14 protein-coding genes are annotated in these 15,838 nt (G+C 71.8%); 7 read left to right on the top strand and 7 right to left on the bottom strand.

What is annotated here, in order from left to right:
* Window positions 1–12: 12 nt before the first annotated feature.
* Complete coding sequence (locus tag ACVW19_RS18280; protein ID WP_457464657.1) at window positions 13–2,025, bottom strand: serine/threonine-protein kinase; 2,013 nt, start codon at window positions 2,023–2,025, stop codon at window positions 13–15.
* 400 nt (window positions 2,026–2,425) lie between these two features.
* Between ACVW19_RS18280 and ACVW19_RS18275 the strand changes: the two genes are divergently transcribed.
* The 3 genes from ACVW19_RS18275 to ACVW19_RS18265 all read left to right on the top strand — a co-directional run bounded on the left by ACVW19_RS18275 (window position 2,426) and on the right by ACVW19_RS18265 (window position 5,484).
* Entirely contained in the window at window positions 2,426–3,781 is a 1,356-nt protein-coding gene (locus ACVW19_RS18275) for an aminotransferase class III-fold pyridoxal phosphate-dependent enzyme (RefSeq protein ID WP_457460420.1), read from the top strand.
* Between the two features lie 150 nt (window positions 3,782–3,931).
* On the top strand, window positions 3,932–4,666 hold the full coding sequence (locus tag ACVW19_RS18270; RefSeq protein WP_457460419.1) for a GntR family transcriptional regulator: 735 nt from the start codon (window positions 3,932–3,934) through the stop codon (window positions 4,664–4,666).
* Window positions 4,667–4,833: 167 nt separating this feature from the next.
* Window positions 4,834–5,484, top strand: a complete 651-nt coding sequence (locus ACVW19_RS18265; protein WP_457460418.1) for a hypothetical protein — start codon at window positions 4,834–4,836, stop codon at window positions 5,482–5,484.
* A gap of 100 nt (window positions 5,485–5,584) precedes the next feature.
* Here the strand turns inward: ACVW19_RS18265 and ACVW19_RS18260 are convergent, their stop codons facing one another.
* The gene (locus ACVW19_RS18260) at window positions 5,585–6,868 is read right to left on the bottom strand and encodes an adenylosuccinate synthase (RefSeq protein WP_457460417.1); all 1,284 of its coding nucleotides are present in this window, start codon (window positions 6,866–6,868) and stop codon (window positions 5,585–5,587) included.
* Window positions 6,869–7,053: 185 nt separating this feature from the next.
* On the opposite strand from ACVW19_RS18260, the gene ACVW19_RS18255 reads away from it, so the two are divergent.
* Complete coding sequence (locus tag ACVW19_RS18255) at window positions 7,054–7,911, top strand: diacylglycerol kinase (RefSeq protein ID WP_457460416.1); 858 nt, start codon at window positions 7,054–7,056, stop codon at window positions 7,909–7,911.
* Window positions 7,912–8,011: 100 nt separating this feature from the next.
* Here the strand turns inward: ACVW19_RS18255 and ACVW19_RS18250 are convergent, their stop codons facing one another.
* The gene (locus ACVW19_RS18250; RefSeq protein WP_457460415.1) at window positions 8,012–8,515 is read right to left on the bottom strand and encodes a GbsR/MarR family transcriptional regulator; all 504 of its coding nucleotides are present in this window, start codon (window positions 8,513–8,515) and stop codon (window positions 8,012–8,014) included.
* 124 nt (window positions 8,516–8,639) lie between these two features.
* On the opposite strand from ACVW19_RS18250, the gene ACVW19_RS18245 reads away from it, so the two are divergent.
* Both ACVW19_RS18245 and ACVW19_RS18240 read left to right on the top strand, forming a co-directional pair.
* Window positions 8,640–9,602: an ABC transporter ATP-binding protein gene (locus tag ACVW19_RS18245; protein ID WP_457460414.1), complete on the top strand. Its 963-nt coding sequence runs from the start codon at window positions 8,640–8,642 to the stop codon at window positions 9,600–9,602.
* Entirely contained in the window at window positions 9,599–11,251 is a 1,653-nt protein-coding gene (locus ACVW19_RS18240) for an ABC transporter permease (protein WP_457460413.1), read from the top strand. The genes ACVW19_RS18245 and ACVW19_RS18240 overlap by 4 nt, the downstream gene beginning before the upstream one ends.
* A gap of 432 nt (window positions 11,252–11,683) precedes the next feature.
* Here ACVW19_RS18240 and ACVW19_RS18235 read toward each other — a convergent pair whose 3' ends face one another.
* Window positions 11,684–12,904 (bottom strand): cytochrome P450, encoded by a 1,221-nt coding sequence (locus tag ACVW19_RS18235; protein ID WP_457460412.1) that lies wholly within the window; start codon window positions 12,902–12,904, stop codon window positions 11,684–11,686.
* Window positions 12,905–13,003: 99 nt separating this feature from the next.
* Window positions 13,004–13,954 (bottom strand): aminoglycoside phosphotransferase family protein, encoded by a 951-nt coding sequence (locus ACVW19_RS18230; RefSeq protein ID WP_457460411.1) that lies wholly within the window; start codon window positions 13,952–13,954, stop codon window positions 13,004–13,006.
* Between the two features lie 91 nt (window positions 13,955–14,045).
* On the opposite strand from ACVW19_RS18230, the gene ACVW19_RS18225 reads away from it, so the two are divergent.
* The gene (locus tag ACVW19_RS18225) at window positions 14,046–14,588 is read left to right on the top strand and encodes an MOSC domain-containing protein (protein WP_457460410.1); all 543 of its coding nucleotides are present in this window, start codon (window positions 14,046–14,048) and stop codon (window positions 14,586–14,588) included.
* Window positions 14,589–14,642: 54 nt separating this feature from the next.
* On the opposite strand, the gene ACVW19_RS18220 is transcribed toward ACVW19_RS18225, so the two are convergent.
* On the bottom strand, window positions 14,643–14,822 hold the full coding sequence (locus tag ACVW19_RS18220; protein WP_457460409.1) for a DUF397 domain-containing protein: 180 nt from the start codon (window positions 14,820–14,822) through the stop codon (window positions 14,643–14,645).
* Window positions 14,822–15,673 (bottom strand): helix-turn-helix domain-containing protein, encoded by an 852-nt coding sequence (locus ACVW19_RS18215; RefSeq protein ID WP_457460408.1) that lies wholly within the window; start codon window positions 15,671–15,673, stop codon window positions 14,822–14,824. The genes ACVW19_RS18220 and ACVW19_RS18215 overlap by 1 nt, the downstream gene beginning before the upstream one ends.
* Window positions 15,674–15,838: the final 165 nt, after the last annotated feature.

Below are 15,838 nucleotides of genomic sequence, written 5' to 3'. Positions count from 1 at the left end.
CGGCGGGGTGTCTCAGTCCCGGGTGTAGACGAGCTGCTCGCCGTTGCTGGTGTTCACGCGCTGGAGGGAACCGTCGGGGCGGAGGGTGATCTCGGTGGCGGACCCCGGGGTGCAGGCGCTGCGCGGCTGGCCGACCGTCACGCTGGACGGGCCGATCCGCAGCCGGTCGCCGGAGCCCGGGGCGTCGGAGAGGCTGCCCTCGAACACGCAGTGGTAGGTGCCGTTGCCGGTGGGCCCGTCGGCGACGAGGGACATGACCGGGTCCCCCACCTCGCCCTGCTGGATGGTCAGTCTGCGGGTGTGCCGGCCGCTCGCGTTGTCGATGGTCGTGGACCAGCTGCCCAGGTAGCCGGTCGGGACCGCCCCGTCCGTCGGCGCGGGGGTGCCGGACCGGGTCGGGTCGCCCGCGCCTCCTGTGCCACCTGCACCGCCTGGTCCGTCCGGCCCGGTCGAGGCCTTGCCGTCGGCGGTCGGGTCGGTGCCCCGGGACGTGTCGTCGGTCGCCGTGGCCGTGGGATCGCCGCCGGCGCTGTTGCCACCGTCGTTGCTGCTCATGAGCGCGTACACCGTGCCGCCGGCGGCGATCGCGACGACCAGGGCGATGACGACGAGCAGCGTGGTGGAACGGTCGCTCCGCGGTGTCCGCGCCGGGCCGTACGGGGGCGGGTTCGGGCCGAGGGGCGGCGGGCCGTAGGGCGGGGTGGAGCCGGCGGCCCCGTAGGCGTTGTACGGGTAGCCGTAGCCGGGGGACTGGGGGTGCGGCTGGGCGTGCGGCTGGGGATGGCCGTATGCGGCGGGGGCCTGCCCTGCCGCCGGGCCGCCCGGGGTGGGGCCCGGGGGCGGTGTGGTGCTCTGGCCGACGACCAGGGTGGGCAGGTGGTTCACCGGCGTACCGTCACCGGGGGTGCCCGGCGCGGGCGGGGCGGGTGCGTGGGGCGGAGGCTCCGGTGGGGCGGAGCCGTCGGGGGCGGGGGCGTGTTCGGGGGTGGCGGCGGGCGCGGAGCCGTCCGGTGCGGGGAGTGCGGGCGGTGCGGGTGGTGCGGGTGGCATGGCCGGTGCGGGCTGCCCGGCGGCCCCTGCCGCCGCCGCTGCCGAGGGTGGTGTCTCCGGGTCCTCCGTGTCCAGCAGCCGCACGGCATGCCGGCCGAGCTGGGCGACCAGGGCGCTCGGCAGCCAGGGCTCGCGGGAGCGGCCGTCGACGACGGTGTCCTCGGCGCCGGTGCGCTCCAGGATCCGGTCGAGCGTGGGCCGCTGGGCGGGGTCCTTCTTCAGGCAGTCCTTCACCAGGTCGGCGAGGCCCTCGGGGACCCGGCCGAGGTCGGGTTCCTCCTGGGCGATGCGGAACATCAGGGCGTGCACCCCGCTGTTGGCGGTGCCGAAGGGAAGCTCGCCGGTGGCCGCGTAGGCGAGCACCGAGCCGAGGCAGAAGACGTCGCAGGCGGAGGTGATGCGGTCGCCGCGCACCTGCTCCGGCGCCATGAACCCGGGCGAGCCGACGAGCGCGCCGGTGCGGGTGAGTCCGCCGTCGGTCACGGTCTCCATCGCCCGCGCGATCCCGAAGTCGATGACGCGCGGCCCGTCGATGGTGACGAGCACATTGGACGGCTTGAGGTCGCGGTGCACGATGCCGGCGGCGTGGATGTCCTTCAGCGCGTGCGCGAGACCGGCGGCGAGAATGCGCACCGAGCGCTCGGGCAGCGCGCCGTGGTCCTGCCCGACCACCTGCTGGAGGCTGGGCCCCGCGACGTACCCGGTGGCGACCCACGGCACCGGGGCCTCGGTGTCCGCGTCCAGCACCGGCGCGGTCCAGGCGCCGCCGACCTGCCGTGCGGCCTGCACCTCCTGGCGGAAACGGGCCCGGAACTCCTCCTGTTGGGCCAGCTCCTCACGGACCAGCTTGACGGCGACGGTGCGTCCCCGGTCGGAACGGGCCAGGTAGACGTACCCCATTCCGCCGGCCCCGAGCCGCGCGAGCAGCCGGTACGCGCCGATTCTCCCCGGGTGCCGGTCGCCCGGCGCCCCCATCGCGTCGCCCCCCGGCCCGTGCATCTCCATCGTTGCGCCGCCTTCCCCCCACAGTGAGCAACAGCCCGAGGATAGACCGGGCCGGGGCCGGAGTGACCAGGGCTTCGTCCACGGTTCCGTAACAGGCGGGCCCGGTTCGTCACACACCGCGGACAGGCGTTCCAGCGCGTGGACCGCCTGTGCGAACCCCGCCTCACCCGACGCCTTCGCCGGTCGTCGGTCGTCGGTCGCCGGTCTTCGGTCGTCGGTCGCCGGTCGCCGGTCGCCGGTCGCCGGTCGCCGGTCGCCGGTGACGGGCTTCCCCGTCGCGACGGCTGTCGACACTCTGTCGCGGAAAGCGGCGGACCGCAGACAGGCCGCCGATGTCGCGCGTCCGGTGCCACGACCTACCCTCGGCCCCATGACTCCTCAGCCGAACCCCGAGGTCGGGGCCGCCGTGAAGGCCGCCGACCGTGCGCACGTCTTCCACTCCTGGTCCGCGCAGGAGCTCATCGACCCGCTCGCCGTCGCCGGGGCGGAGGGGTCGTACTTCTGGGACTACGACGGCCGGCGCTACCTCGACTTCACCAGCGGCCTCGTCTACACCAACATCGGCTACCAGCACCCGAAGGTCGTCGCCGCGATCCAGGAGCAGGCCGCGCGGATGACGACGTTCGCGCCCGCGTTCGCCGTCGAGGCGCGGTCGGAGGCGGCGCGGCTGATCGCCGAGCGGACGCCGGGGGACCTCGACAAGATCTTCTTCACCAACGGGGGCGCGGACGCCGTCGAGCACGCCGTGCGCATGGCGCGGCTGCACACCGGGCGGCCCAAGGTGCTCTCCGCGTACCGCTCGTACCACGGCGGCACCCAGCAGGCCGTGAACCTCACCGGTGACCCGCGCCGCTGGGCCTCCGACAGCGGCACGGCCGGGGTCGTGCACTTCTGGGCGCCCTTCCTGTACCGCTCCCGCTTCTACGCCGAGACCGAGGAGCAGGAGTGCGCGCGGGCGCTCGAGCACCTGGAGGCGACGATCACCTTCGAGGGGCCGTCGACGATCGCGGCGATCATCCTGGAGACCGTTCCGGGCACGGCGGGGATCATGCCGCCGCCGCCCGGCTACCTCGCCGGGGTCCGCGAGCTGTGCGACACGTACGGCATCGTCTTCGTCCTGGACGAGGTCATGGCCGGGTTCGGCCGGACCGGCACGTGGTTCGCGGCGGACCTGTACGACGTCGTGCCGGACCTGATGACCTTCGCGAAGGGCGTGAACTCCGGGTATGTGCCGCTCGGCGGCGTCGCGATCTCCGGGGCGATCGCCGACACGTTCGGGAAGCGGCCGTACCCGGGTGGGCTGACGTACTCCGGGCATCCGCTGGCCTGCGCCGCGGCCGTCGCGACGATCGACGTCATGGCCGAGGAGGGCGTCGTCGAGAACGCCTCGCGGCTCGGCACGTCGGTGGTCGGACCCGCGCTGCACGAGCTCGCGGAGCGGCACCCCAGTGTGGGCGAGGTCCGCGGGGTCGGCATGTTCTGGGCGCTGGAACTGGTGCGGAACCGGGAGACCCGGGAGCCGCTGGTGCCGTACAACGCGGCCGGCGAGGCGAACGCCCCCATGGCCGCGTTCGCGGCGGCCGCGAAGGCGGGCGGGCTGTGGCCCTTCGTGAACATGAACCGCACCCATGTGGTGCCGCCGTGCAACACGACCGAGGCCGAGCTGAAGGAGGGCCTGGCGGCACTGGACTCGGCCCTGTCGGTGGCGGACGAGTACGTGGAGTGACCCGGCGCCCCGTGCCCGCCGGGGCCCGCCGGGGGCTGCCGGCCCCCGGCGGGCACTCGAACAGGCTCGTAAAGGGTGAACGCGTAAGGTGGCGGCACCGTGGACAGATGTGTGCACGTCATTCGAACGCGATGAGGGAGACTCCCGACCATGCCCGGCACCAGCGGCAACGGTGTGGTGACCCGCAGCACGCTGCGGCAGCAGATCGCCGACGCGCTCCGTGACGAGGTGCTGGCCGGGCGGCTCCAGCCGGGGCAGGAGTTCACCGTCAAGGAGATCGCCGACCAGTACGGGGTGTCCGCGACCCCGGTGCGGGAGGCGCTGGTCGACCTGTCGGCGCAGGGACTGCTCGACGCCGACCAGCACCGGGGGTTCCGGGTGCACGAGTACTCCGTCGACGACTTCCGCGGCATGATCGAGGCCCGCGGCCTGGTGGTCGACGGGATGTTCCACGCCCTGACCGACCCCGACGGACGCCTGGCCTCTCTGCGGCCCGAGGAGCCCCGGGTCGCCGCCGCGCTCGCCGGGGTCCGGCGGCGCGGCGAGGAGGCGCAGCGGTCGGCCCTCGCCGGGGACCTCAGCGTCCTGATCGGCTACGACCTGCGCTTCTGGCGCGAACTCGGGGCCCTGTTCGGCAACCCCTACCTCACCGCCTTCCTGCACCGGCTCCGGGTGCAGACCTGGGTGTGCGCGGTGCAGCATCTGCGTCGGCTGCCCGATCTACGGGGACGGCTGTGGTCCGAACACACCGATCTGGTCGATTCCCTGTCGCGCCGCGACACCGATTCCGCTCGCGCGATCATCGAGTCGTACAACGCCCACTCCCTGAGCCTCATCGAGCGGCTCCCCCCGAACCGACCGGACCGACCGGACCGACCGGACTGACCGGACCGACCGGAGCCCCGGGCATGGGGTCCGGGGCACGGCGCCCGCGTCGTCCGTGTTCGTATGGGACAGGGGACCTGCACGAGGGGAGCCGCCCCCGCCCCGCGCCGATACCCTTCTCTGACGACCTACGTGTCTTCGACCTACGTGCTGTGCGAGGAGCTCTCTTGGCCTGTGACCTGTGGCTGGTACCGCTCGTCGACGTGTTGTGCCACACGCCCGACAATCCGTTCGCCGAGGAACTCGCGCAGTACAACAAGGTGCTCGCCGAGGCCGGGCTGCCGCCGGTGCCGGTGTACCAGTACATGCCGGGACTGTCCGGTGAGGTCGCCCCGGTCGCGGGCTTCGACTACGACGCGCTGCACTTCCTGCGGCGCACGTATCTGCTCCAGGTGTCCGGGCTGCCGGTCACGCCGGTGGGCGAACTGGGCGGTGACTACGAGCAGTTGCTGGAGATGTTCGAGGCGACGGCCCAGCAGTCGCACCTGGTCTGGCACTACGACCACGCCGGGGCGTACGTCCCCGTGGACTTCCCGACCCCGCTCTCCAGCGACGAACTCCTCACCGGCGGCGGCCCGCTGGGCTCCTCCCACGCGCTGCTGCGGGAACTGGAACTCGTCGCCCCGGCCCTCGGCATCGACCCCGCGAACCCCCCGGCCACGCCGGATCCCCCGCAGGGACCGACCGAGCTGGAGGAACCCGCCGTCCCGCCCCCGTACGACCCCAGCCCCTTCGCCCGTGAACGCCACGTCTGGCTCGGCCTGCACGCGGCGGCGACCCGAAGCCTGGCCCAGGGCTCGATGATCGTCTTCAGCTGACCCCCGGGCGGGCACGGGCTCGTCCGAACGCCCCGGAGACGTGAACGTCCCGGTGACCCTGGACGGGTCACCGGGACATCGGGGTGCGGCGGGGCCGGCCCTACAGGAACGAGTTGATCTCGATCGTCTCGTCGCGGCCCGGGCCCACTCCGATCGCGGAGATCGGGGCGCCGGACATCTCCTCCAGCGCCTTGACGTAGGCCTGGGCGTTCTTCGGGAGGTCGGAGAAGGACTTCGCCCCGGTGATGTCCTCGGACCAGCCGGGGAGCATCTCGTAGACCGGCTTCGCGTGGTGGAAGTCCGTCTGGGAGTAGGGGAGCTCCTCGACGCGCCTGCCGTCGATCTCGTAGGCCACGCAGACCGGGATCTGCTCCCAGCCGGTGAGGACGTCGAGCTTGGTGAGGAAGAAGTCGGTCAGGCCGTTCACGCGGGTCGCGTAGCGGGCGATGACCGCGTCGAACCAGCCGCAGCGGCGGTCACGGCCGGTGGTGACGCCCCGCTCGCCGCCGATGGTGCGCAGCGCCTCGCCGTCCTTGTCGAACAGCTCGGTCGGGAAGGGGCCGGCGCCGACGCGGGTGGTGTACGCCTTGAGGATGCCGATGACCCGGCTGATCTTCGTCGGGCCCACGCCGGCGCCCGTGCAGGCGCCGCCCGCGGTCGGGTTGGACGAGGTGACGAAGGGGTACGTGCCGTGGTCGATGTCGAGCAGGGTGCCCTGGCCGCCCTCGAAGAGGACCACCTTGTCCTGGTCGAGCGCCTGGTTGAGGACCAGGACGGTGTCGGTGACGTAGGGCGCCAGCTTGTCGGCGTAGCCCAGCAGCTCCTCGACCACCTGGTCCACGGCGATCGCGCGCCGGTTGTAGAACTTGGTGAGCATCTGGTTCTTGAAGTCGAGCGCCGCCTCGACCTTCTGGGTGAGGATCGACTCGTCGTACAGGTCCTGGACCCGGATGCCGACGCGGTTGATCTTGTCGGCGTAGGTCGGGCCGATGCCGCGACCGGTCGTCCCGATCTTGCGCTTGCCGAGGAAGCGTTCCGTCACCTTGTCGACGGTCACGTTGTACGGCGTGATGATGTGCGCGTTGCCGCTGAGCAGGAGCTTGGACGTGTCGACGCCCCGCTCGTTCAGCCCGCTCAGCTCGGAGAGCAGGACGGAGGGGTCGACAACGACGCCGTTGCCGATGACCGGAGTGCAGCCGGGGGACAGGATTCCGGAAGGGAGCAGGTGGAGTGCGTACTTCTGATCACCCACGACTACCGTGTGGCCGGCGTTGTTGCCGCCTTGGTAACGCACCACGTAGTCGACGGAACCTCCGAGCAGGTCCGTCGCCTTTCCCTTGCCTTCGTCACCCCACTGAGCACCGAGCAGCACAAGTGCGGGCACGCGCGTACACCCCTTCCGGGCGGGGCATGTCCAGGGTCAGGGGCGTACGCGGTGGATCTCCGCCGCGTGCACCGCGACCACCGTTGGCCGCCAACCGTCGGACCGGGTGCCCCGGAATAGACGAAGCCCCTGCGCAAAAGTGCAAAGGGGCTCTTGCACAAAGATGCTACCCGAGGAAGCGAGGCATGGCCGAGGTGGCGACTTCCCCGACGTCCGATCAGCTCCTGGTGGTCATCGATCCGGTCGCCCGCCGCAGGGACGGCGAGTCCGTGCGCATCGCGAAAGACGTGCTCAGCGGGGGTGCGACGACGAAGGTCTGCCTGCCGGACGGGCCGGAGGAGTTCGCCCGCGCGCTGGCCCGGCGGGGTTCGAGGCGGCCGGTGGTGATCGGCGACGACCGGGCCCTGATGCGGGCGGTGGGGGTGCTGCACCGGCAGCGCGAGCTGACCGGCTGCGCGCTGTCCCTGGTGCCGGTCGGCGGCCCGCTGTCCCTCGCCCGGTCGCTGGGGGTGCCCACGGGGACGGTGGCGGCGGCGCGGGCCGTGCTGGACGGCGCCGAGCGGCGGATGGACCTGCTGGTGGACGACAGCGACGGGGTGGTGCTCGGCGCGGTGCGGATTCCGCCGGTCGGGGGTGTGACGCCGGTACGGGAGACGGTCGGCGGGGTGGGGCGCCCCTGGCTGCAGACGTGCCGGTCCCTGGTACGGACCCTGGTGCCGGCCCGGCCGTCCGAGATCGCTCCCGTCACCGAGGCGCACCCCTCCCGGCTGCGGGTGGAGGTCGACGGAGAGACCCTGGTCGACCTGCATCAGCCGGTGGAGGCCGTGTCGGTCGTCCCGGGCGCCTCCGGGACGGCCAGGGTCGAAGTGCGTCCGGCGTCGGTGGGCGCGGAGGCGTCCCCGCTGCTGGCGGAGGGGCGCGCGGTCACGGTGTCGGGCGCGCACTTCCGCTACCGCGCGGACGCGGTGGTGTCGGGGCCGGTACGGACCCGGACGTGGGTGGTGCTGGAGGGGGCTCTGGGGCTGACTCTGCCGAGGAGTTGACCGACCGGCTCAGGGGGCCTTGAAACCGGTCGTGTCCAGCACGCAGTCGAACGGCGTCAGCGTGGCTGATCACTCACACGCGTGTGACCAACTTCTGCGGCTATGCCTCACCCCGCCCGAAGTGCTCCTCGCGGTGGGTCCGCCAGCGGGCCATCATCGGCTCGATCTCCCTCTCGACGAACTCGAAGAAGGCCAGGGTCTCCGCCAGCCGGCGGCCCGCCGGGGTGTCGGGCCCCAGGCTGGTGACGCCCTCGCGCAGGGCGTCCTCCCAGCGCCGGATGACGGCCTCACGGTTGGTCAGGGCCTCGTACCACTGGTCGCCGTGGACCCGGTACCGCTCCCGGCGTGAGCCGGGCTCGCGCTCGCGGGAGACCATGTGCTGCTGCGCCAGGTAGCGCACCGCGCCGGAGACCGCGGCCGGCGAGATCCTGAGCTGCTCCCCCAACTCGGCGGAGGTCCGGATGCCGGTGTCCGAGGCGAGCAGGGCCCCGAAGACACGGGCGGGCATCCGCGGCAGCCCGGCCTCCACCAACTGGGCCGCGAAGCGCTCCACGAACCGGGAGACCGCCTCCGGGTCCCGTCCCGCCGCCCGCGACTCCGTCATGCCTGGCTCATCTCCCCTGGTCCGCCCTCACGAAGGGGTCCGTCCTCACGAAGGGCGAGTCTACGCGGGATTCATACACTTCCTTAACTTCACAAATTTGTGAAAGAAGCGTACGTTCCGAAGCATGACGAAGGCCATCACCGTGTCCGGGCTCCACAAGTCGTTCGGTCGCACGCGCGCACTCGACGGTCTCGACCTGGACGTCGAGTCCGGCGAGGTCCACGGCTTCCTGGGCCCGAACGGCTCCGGCAAGTCCACCACCATCCGCGTCCTGCTCGGCCTGCTGCGTGCCGACTCGGGCACCGCCCGGGTGCTCGGCCGCGATCCGTGGGCGGACGCCGTGGAGCTGCACCGCCGCCTCGCCTACGTCCCCGGCGACGTCGAACTGTGGCCGGGCCTGACCGGCGGCGAGGCCATCGACCTGCTGGCGCGGCTGCGCGGCGGCCTGGACAGGAAGCGGCGCACCGAGCTCATCGAGCGCTTCGACCTGGACCCGACCAAGAAGGGCCGCGCCTACTCCAAGGGCAACCGGCAGAAGGTCGCCATCGTCGCCGCGCTCGCCTCCGACGCCGAGCTGCTGCTGCTCGACGAGCCGACCGCGGGACTGGACCCGCTCATGGAGGTCGTCTTCCAGGACGTCATCGGCGAGGCCAAGGCGGCCGGCAAGACCGTCCTGCTCTCCAGCCACATCCTGGCCCAGGTGGAGAAGCTCGCCGACCGGGTGAGCATCATCCGGTTGGGCCGCACCGTCCAGTCCGGCACCCTCGGCGAGCTGCGCCACCTGACCCGCACCACCATCGAGGCGGAGACCGAGCGACCCGCCACCGGCCTCGCCGAGCTGCCCGGCGTGCACGGCCTGCAGACCCTCGACGAGGCCACCGGCCGGGTCCGTTTCGCCGTCGACGGCGGCCGGGTCGACGGAGCGGTCCGCAAGCTCACCGAGTTCGGCATCCGCAGCCTCATCAGCCACCCGCCGACCCTGGAGGAGCTGATGCTCCGCCACTACGGCAGCGAGCTCGCCGCCAACGGGCACGGCACCGGGCAGGCGGGGCAGGCCGAGCAGGGCGCGAACGGAGACCCGCGATGACCGCCGCCACCGAGGCGCCGGCCCCCGCCGGACCGGTCGCGGGCGGCAACGCGCTGGCCGGGACCCGGACGCTGATCCGCTTCGCCCTGCGCCGCGACCGTGTCCGGCTCCCGGTGTGGATCCTGGCCCTGTTCCTCGGCACGCTCGCCACGGCGGGCAACTTCAAGACGCTCTACAGCGACCCGGAGGACCGGGCGAACGCCGTCCGGAGCCTGGACAGCCCGGCCGGCCTCGCCATGTCCGGCCCCCGTCACTACCTCGACGACTACGACTTCGGCTCCATGCTGAGCCACCAGATGCTCGGCTTCACGGCCGTCCTGGTCGGCCTCATGAGCGTGCTGATCATCACCCGGCACACCCGCGCCGAGGAGGAGACCGGACGCGCCGAGCTGGTGCGCTCGACGGTGGTGGGCCGCCACGCCCACCTCGCCGCCGCCCTGTCCGTAGCGGTCCTGGCCAACCTCGCCCTGGCGCTGCTGCTGGCCTTCGGCCTGGCCGGCATGGGGCTCGGGGACGGCGGCACGGCGGGCTCGCTGCTCTACGGCTTCGCCCACGCCGCCGTCGGTCTCGTCTTCGCCGCCGTCGCCGCGGTCACCGTCCAGTTCACCGCGCACACGCGCGGCGCGTCCGGCATGGCCCTCGCGGTCATCGGCGTCGCCTACGTGCTGCGCGCCGCCGGCGACGGCGGCGGGAACGGCACCCTGTCCTGGCTCTCCCCGATCGGCTGGGTGCAGCGCAGCTACCCGTACGTCGACGACCGCTGGTGGCCGCTGCTGCTCTGCCTGGTGTTCGCGGTGGTGTGCGCGGCGGCGGGTTTCGTGCTCTCCACCCGCCGCGACGTGGGCGCGGGCCTGCGTCCGGAGAAGCTGGGCAGCCCCACGGCCTCCGACGCGCTCGCCACACCGCTCGGCCTCGCCCTGCGACTGCACCGCGGCACGCTGATCGGCTTCGGCGCGGGCCTGTTCCTGATGGGCGCGATGTACGGGTCGATCCTCGGGGACGCCGAGGAGATGCTGAAGGGCATCGACGAGATCCAGGAGGCCCTGGACCGCATCGGCGGGGCGGGCATCGCCGAGTCCTTCGCCTCCATGGTCATGGTCGTCCTCACGGTCGTGGCGGCGGTGTACGTCGTCATGGCGGCGCTGCGGCCCCGCTCCGAGGAGACGGCGGGCCGCGCCGAACCCCTCCTCGCCACCGGCCTCTCGCGCACCCGCTGGGTCGGCGGCCATCTGGCCGTGGCCATGGGCGGCGGTACGTTCGTGCTGCTGCTGGCCGGGCTCGGCTTCGGCGTCGCGGGCGCGGCCTCGACCGGGGACGGCTCGCTGCTCCCGAAGCTGGCGGGGGCGGCCCTCGCCTACGCACCCGCCCTGTGGGTCACGGCCGGCGTGGCCGTGGTGCTCTTCGGCTGGTTCCCCCGGGCGAGCCAGGCGGCCTGGATCGTGCCGGTGTACGCCTTCGTGGTCGGCTACCTCGGCCAGATCCTCCAGTTCCCGGGCTGGATGAACAACCTCTCCCCCTTCGGCCACGTCCCCCGGCTCCCCGCCGCGGACATGGACTGGCTCCCCCTGCTCCTGCTGTCCCTCGTCGCCACCGGCCTGGTGTGGCTGGGCCTGGAGGGCTTCCGCCGACGGGACCTGGAGACGAAGTAACCGCGCCGCGGCTCCCTGCCCGACGGGGACGCACCCTCGCCGGGCAGGGCCGTCGCGGGTCGGGGCCGGTCACGCTGCTCGGCGGGCGGGAGATCGAGTGACGGCGCATCCGGCCCCGTCGGGGCGGTCAGCCACTCGTGCGGACGGTTTCCCGCGACCGCCCGGTGGGGTGCGGGGCCTCGACGTGGGCGATGCCGGGACATGCCTCCACGCCCCGGGGAGACACACCGTTCCAAAACCGTGAGCACTTCGGCCACTACTGTCCTGATGCCGCTCGTTTGAGCGCTTGAGTGACACATGCCCGCCGACTGCTCACGGTTTTCCGTACGGCACCCGTCTCCGGCCCCACGACCCCGGGACCGCGGAGGTCCCCCTTGCGGAACGGGCCCGGTACCCCGCCCGCTCAGGGGTGACGCGGTTCGGGCGGCGGACTCAGACCTCGACCGCCAGCCCTTCCAGACCCCGGATCACGAAGTTCGGCTTGCGCTTCGGCTCCTCCGCCAGGGCGAGGGTCGGGGCCTGCTCCAGCAACGCCGTCATGGACGCGGCGAGTTCGATACGGGCCAGGGGTGCGCCGATGCAGTAGTGGATGCCGGCGCTGAAGGAGATGTGCGGGTTGTCCGCGCGGGTGAGGTCCAGGCGGGCGGGGTCGGCGAACACGGCCGGGTCGTGGTTGGCGGAGCCGAAGAGCATGGCGATCTCCGCGCCTCTGGGGATCACCGTGCCGTCGATCTCGATGTCGTCCAGGACCCAGCGTTCGAAGAGCTGGAGCGGGGTGTCGTAGCGCATCAGCTCCTCCACTGCCGTGGGGACCAGGGAGTGGTCCGCGCGGAGGGCGGCCAGCTGGTCCGGGTTCCGGAACAGCGCCCACCAGCCGTTGACCGTGGAGTTCACCGTCGCCTCGTGGCCCGCGTTCAGCAGCAGCACGCAGGTGGAGATCATCTCCTGCTCGGTGAGCCGGTCGTCGTCCTCGTCGTGGGCCGCGATCAGCCCCGAGATCAGGTCGTCGCCGGGCTTCGCGCGACGCTCGGCGATCAGCTCGCGGAGGTACTCCGAGAACTCGACCGACGCCCTGACGGCCTTCTCCGCCGACTCCCCCGACGGGTTCAGCTCGTACATCCCGCAGATGTCCGCCGACCAGGGGCGCAGCGGAGCCCGGTCGGACTCCGGGATGCCCAGCATCTCGGCGATCACCGCGACCGGCAGCGGTTCGGCGACGTCCGTCAGCAGGTCACCGCCGCCGGCGTCGACCAGTGCGGCCACCAGGTCCGCCGCCAGCCCTTCGACGTACGGCTTCAGCCGCTCCACCGTGCGCGGGGTGAACGCCTTCGACACCAGGCGCCGGATCCGGGTGTGGTCCGGCGGCTCCAGGTCGAGCATCCCGTGGTCGTTGAGGGTGTGGAACGGCTCCTGCTCGGGCGGCGGGGCCGTCCGGCCGAACTCCTCGTGGGTGAAGCGGTGCTGGTACGTCCGCCCCAGCCGCCGGTCGCGCAGCAGCGCCGAGACGTCCGCGTGGTGCGGCACCAGCCACTGGTTCGTCGGCTCGAACCAGTGCACCCGCCCCCGCTCCCGCAGCTCGGCATAGCCGGCATACGGATCGGCGACGAACGCCGGGTCCCAGGGGTCGAACGCGAGGTCGGTTTCAGCCATCATGCCCGGACCATAGGCCGCCGACCGGCCCCGTGCCCAGAGCCCCCTCGAAAGCGGCTTCCCCGGACGGCGGTACGGGGACTGCCACAGCCGGCGGGCGGATCAGCCGCCGGCCAGGGTCATGAGGAACCGGGTTTCCGCGTCGTCCCTCCCCGCGCACACTCGGGGAACCGCGACGAGGGCGGACAGGGCCCCGCACCAACCCAGCAGGCGCTCAGGGGACATGCCGGGAACCAGCGCCGCCAGCCTCTCGACCCTCCGCTCCAGCACGGCTGGATCCGCAACCCCGTCGAGCACCCAGTCCACGGCGTCGAAGTCCGGGTCGCCCCACGCCGGCCTCGGGTCGATCGCCACCATGCGGGCGCCCGGACCGGACAGCACGTTGGCCGGATGGAGATCACCGTGCACGAGTGCCACGGGTCCGCTTGCGGAAAGTTCCAGGGCCGCCGCTCGGGCCTGCCCGAGCAGCGCGGCATCAACCAGGCCGTTCACGCGGGCCGCCGTCAGCCAACAAAACCTGCGGTCGGTCAAGTCGAACAGAAAGCCGATCCGGTGCGAGAGAGGCCGCACTACCGAGCGCTCCCCCGGCCCAGGAGGCGAGACCCGCAAGTCCCTCAGCAGGGCCGCGACCTCGGGCAGATTCCAAGCCGGCTGCCGCACGGGCACTCCCGGCTCCACGTGCTCCAGCAGCAGGGCCCCGGCGGCCACGTCTTCTGCCAGCAGCGTGACGACCGACGGCATCCCTGTCCAGGCCCGCAGCGCTTCGGCCTCCTCGCGGGCAAGCGCGGACTCCGGCGTGAGCTTCAGCCACCCCGAGGCACCGGCGCCACGTCTCACGCAGCGGAACACCCGCGAGGTGCCCCCGCCACCCGCCGCGACCGGCTCCAGATCCCAACGAACAGCGAGTTCACTGACGAGGTCGGGCAACTCATCACACCAAGCGAGCACTTCGGCTCCGAACCGGACGACGAGCCGCTCCCCAGCCTCGGGAGCAACGCAGACCAGTTCCCTCAACACATCTGCTTCCGAAGGCGATTGACCGATCTGGATCACGGCCTCACCCACGATTGCGGCTGGCTGTCGTGGTGTGTGGCCCAGGAGTTAGGGTCGCATCCGAGCATTGCCACGGGGGTGGGATCCAAGGATGCACGGAATAGTCACGGCCGTCAGCAGCAACGGCGAGTACTCGTTCACCAAGCCGAACCGGGGCAGCATCACGCTGCTCGCCGGGCTCGGTGTCGAGGGGGACGTACACGCCGGCGTCACGGTCAAGCACCGCTCGCGGGTCGCGCAGGACCCCACCCAGCCGAACCTGCGCCAGGTCCACCTCATCCACGAAGAGCTCTTCGCCGAGGTCGGTGCGGAGGGATTCAAGGTGGTGCCCGGTGACCTCGGCGAGAACATCACCACCCGGGGCATCGATCTGCTCGGTCTGCCGGTCGGCACGCTGCTGCGCATCGGCGACGACGCGGTGCTGGAGGTGACCGGCCCGCGCAATCCCTGCCTGCAGATCGACATCTTCCAGGACGGGCTGCTGAAGCAGGTCGTCGGCCGCGACGAAGCCGGGAACCTCGTGCGCAAGGCCGGAATCACGAGCATCGTGCAGGAGGGTGGCGTGGTGCGCCCGGGCGACGCGATCGAAGCGGAGCTTCCCAGCGGACCGCACCGGCCTCTGGAGCGGGTCTGACTCACAGGCCGCCACACCACCCACACCGCGGTTGGCCTGCCCCCGCCCACCCGCCTATCCGCGCGGCCTCTTGACCGACTCGATGAAGGCGCTGAAGGAGCGGACGGGGAAGGAGAGAGTGGCGCGGGCGGGGGCCTTGGAGTCGCGGATGGCTATGTGAGTGGAGAGGGCAGCGATCTCGACACAGGTGTTGCCTTCGCCGCCGCCGGAGTAGGTGGACTTCCGCCAGTTCATCAAAGCTCCTTCGTCAAGCGGTGAACGAAGTCCCGTGACTCCGAGGGGTTCAGCGACGACTTCTTCACCGTGCAGAAAAGCGTTCGGAGCCGATCCAAGTGGGCTGCCGCATCGATGAACAGGGTGCCCGTGGGTGAGTCGAGGAGCCCCGTGTCCAACTTGGGCACCAGCCCACCCAGATACATCATCGATGCGTCAGCACCAGCGAAGCCGTCCCGGTCGACCGGGATGATCCGCACGGTGGCGTGGCCCTCTTCGATCTCGTCCAGGATGAGCCGAAGCTGAGACACGGCCGTCCGGCGGTCGGCCACACGAATACGCAGGGCGAACTCGTGAATCACCGTCTCGTACGGGGTCGGCCTGTCACCCTCGATCGCCTTGCGCCGTCTCATCCTGTGCTCCACGCGCGGCGCCAGTTCACTATCGGGCAGATCAGGGCGCATGTACCTGAAGACCGCCCGAGCGTAGTCCGGGGTCTGGAGAAGCCCGGGAACGTGCGTGATCACGACCTCCCGCAGGAAGGTCGCGTGATGTTCCGCCTCGGCCACATCCATGTTCACCTGCGGCAGGACTCCTCGGTAGTCGTCCCACCAGCCGTGTGACCGCTCACTGGCCAAGGACGCCAGAGCGTCGACGAACGCCTCGTCCCCACAGCCGTAATGAGCTGCCAGCCGGCGAACGCGCTCCGCGCTGACGCCTGAGATGCCCAGCTCCACCTGACTCATCTGCGCCGAAGTCGAGTTCAGGAACGCCGCCACCTCGCGCGCCTTCATGCCCGTCGCCTCGCGCAGCTTGCGCAACTCAGTCCCCAGCCGCACCTGCCGAGCGGTGGGATTACTTCTCGGCGCCATACGTTCTCCGTCCCCAACGCTTCTGCGTACGTGCCACGTTCGAGTGCCAAATTATGGCAACAGCTTGCGAGAGGAGAAATTACTCCTCTACCGTCAGTGACGCGACGCACACGCTGCGAAACACCGGGGCGCCGGAAGCGCACCGCTTCGTCCTGTCATGACGGC

It is taken from the genome of Streptomyces sp. TE5632 (genome assembly GCF_054061295.1).
Note: the sequence above shows the minus strand (reverse complement) of the source record. Positions and strands in the feature narration are given on the sequence as shown.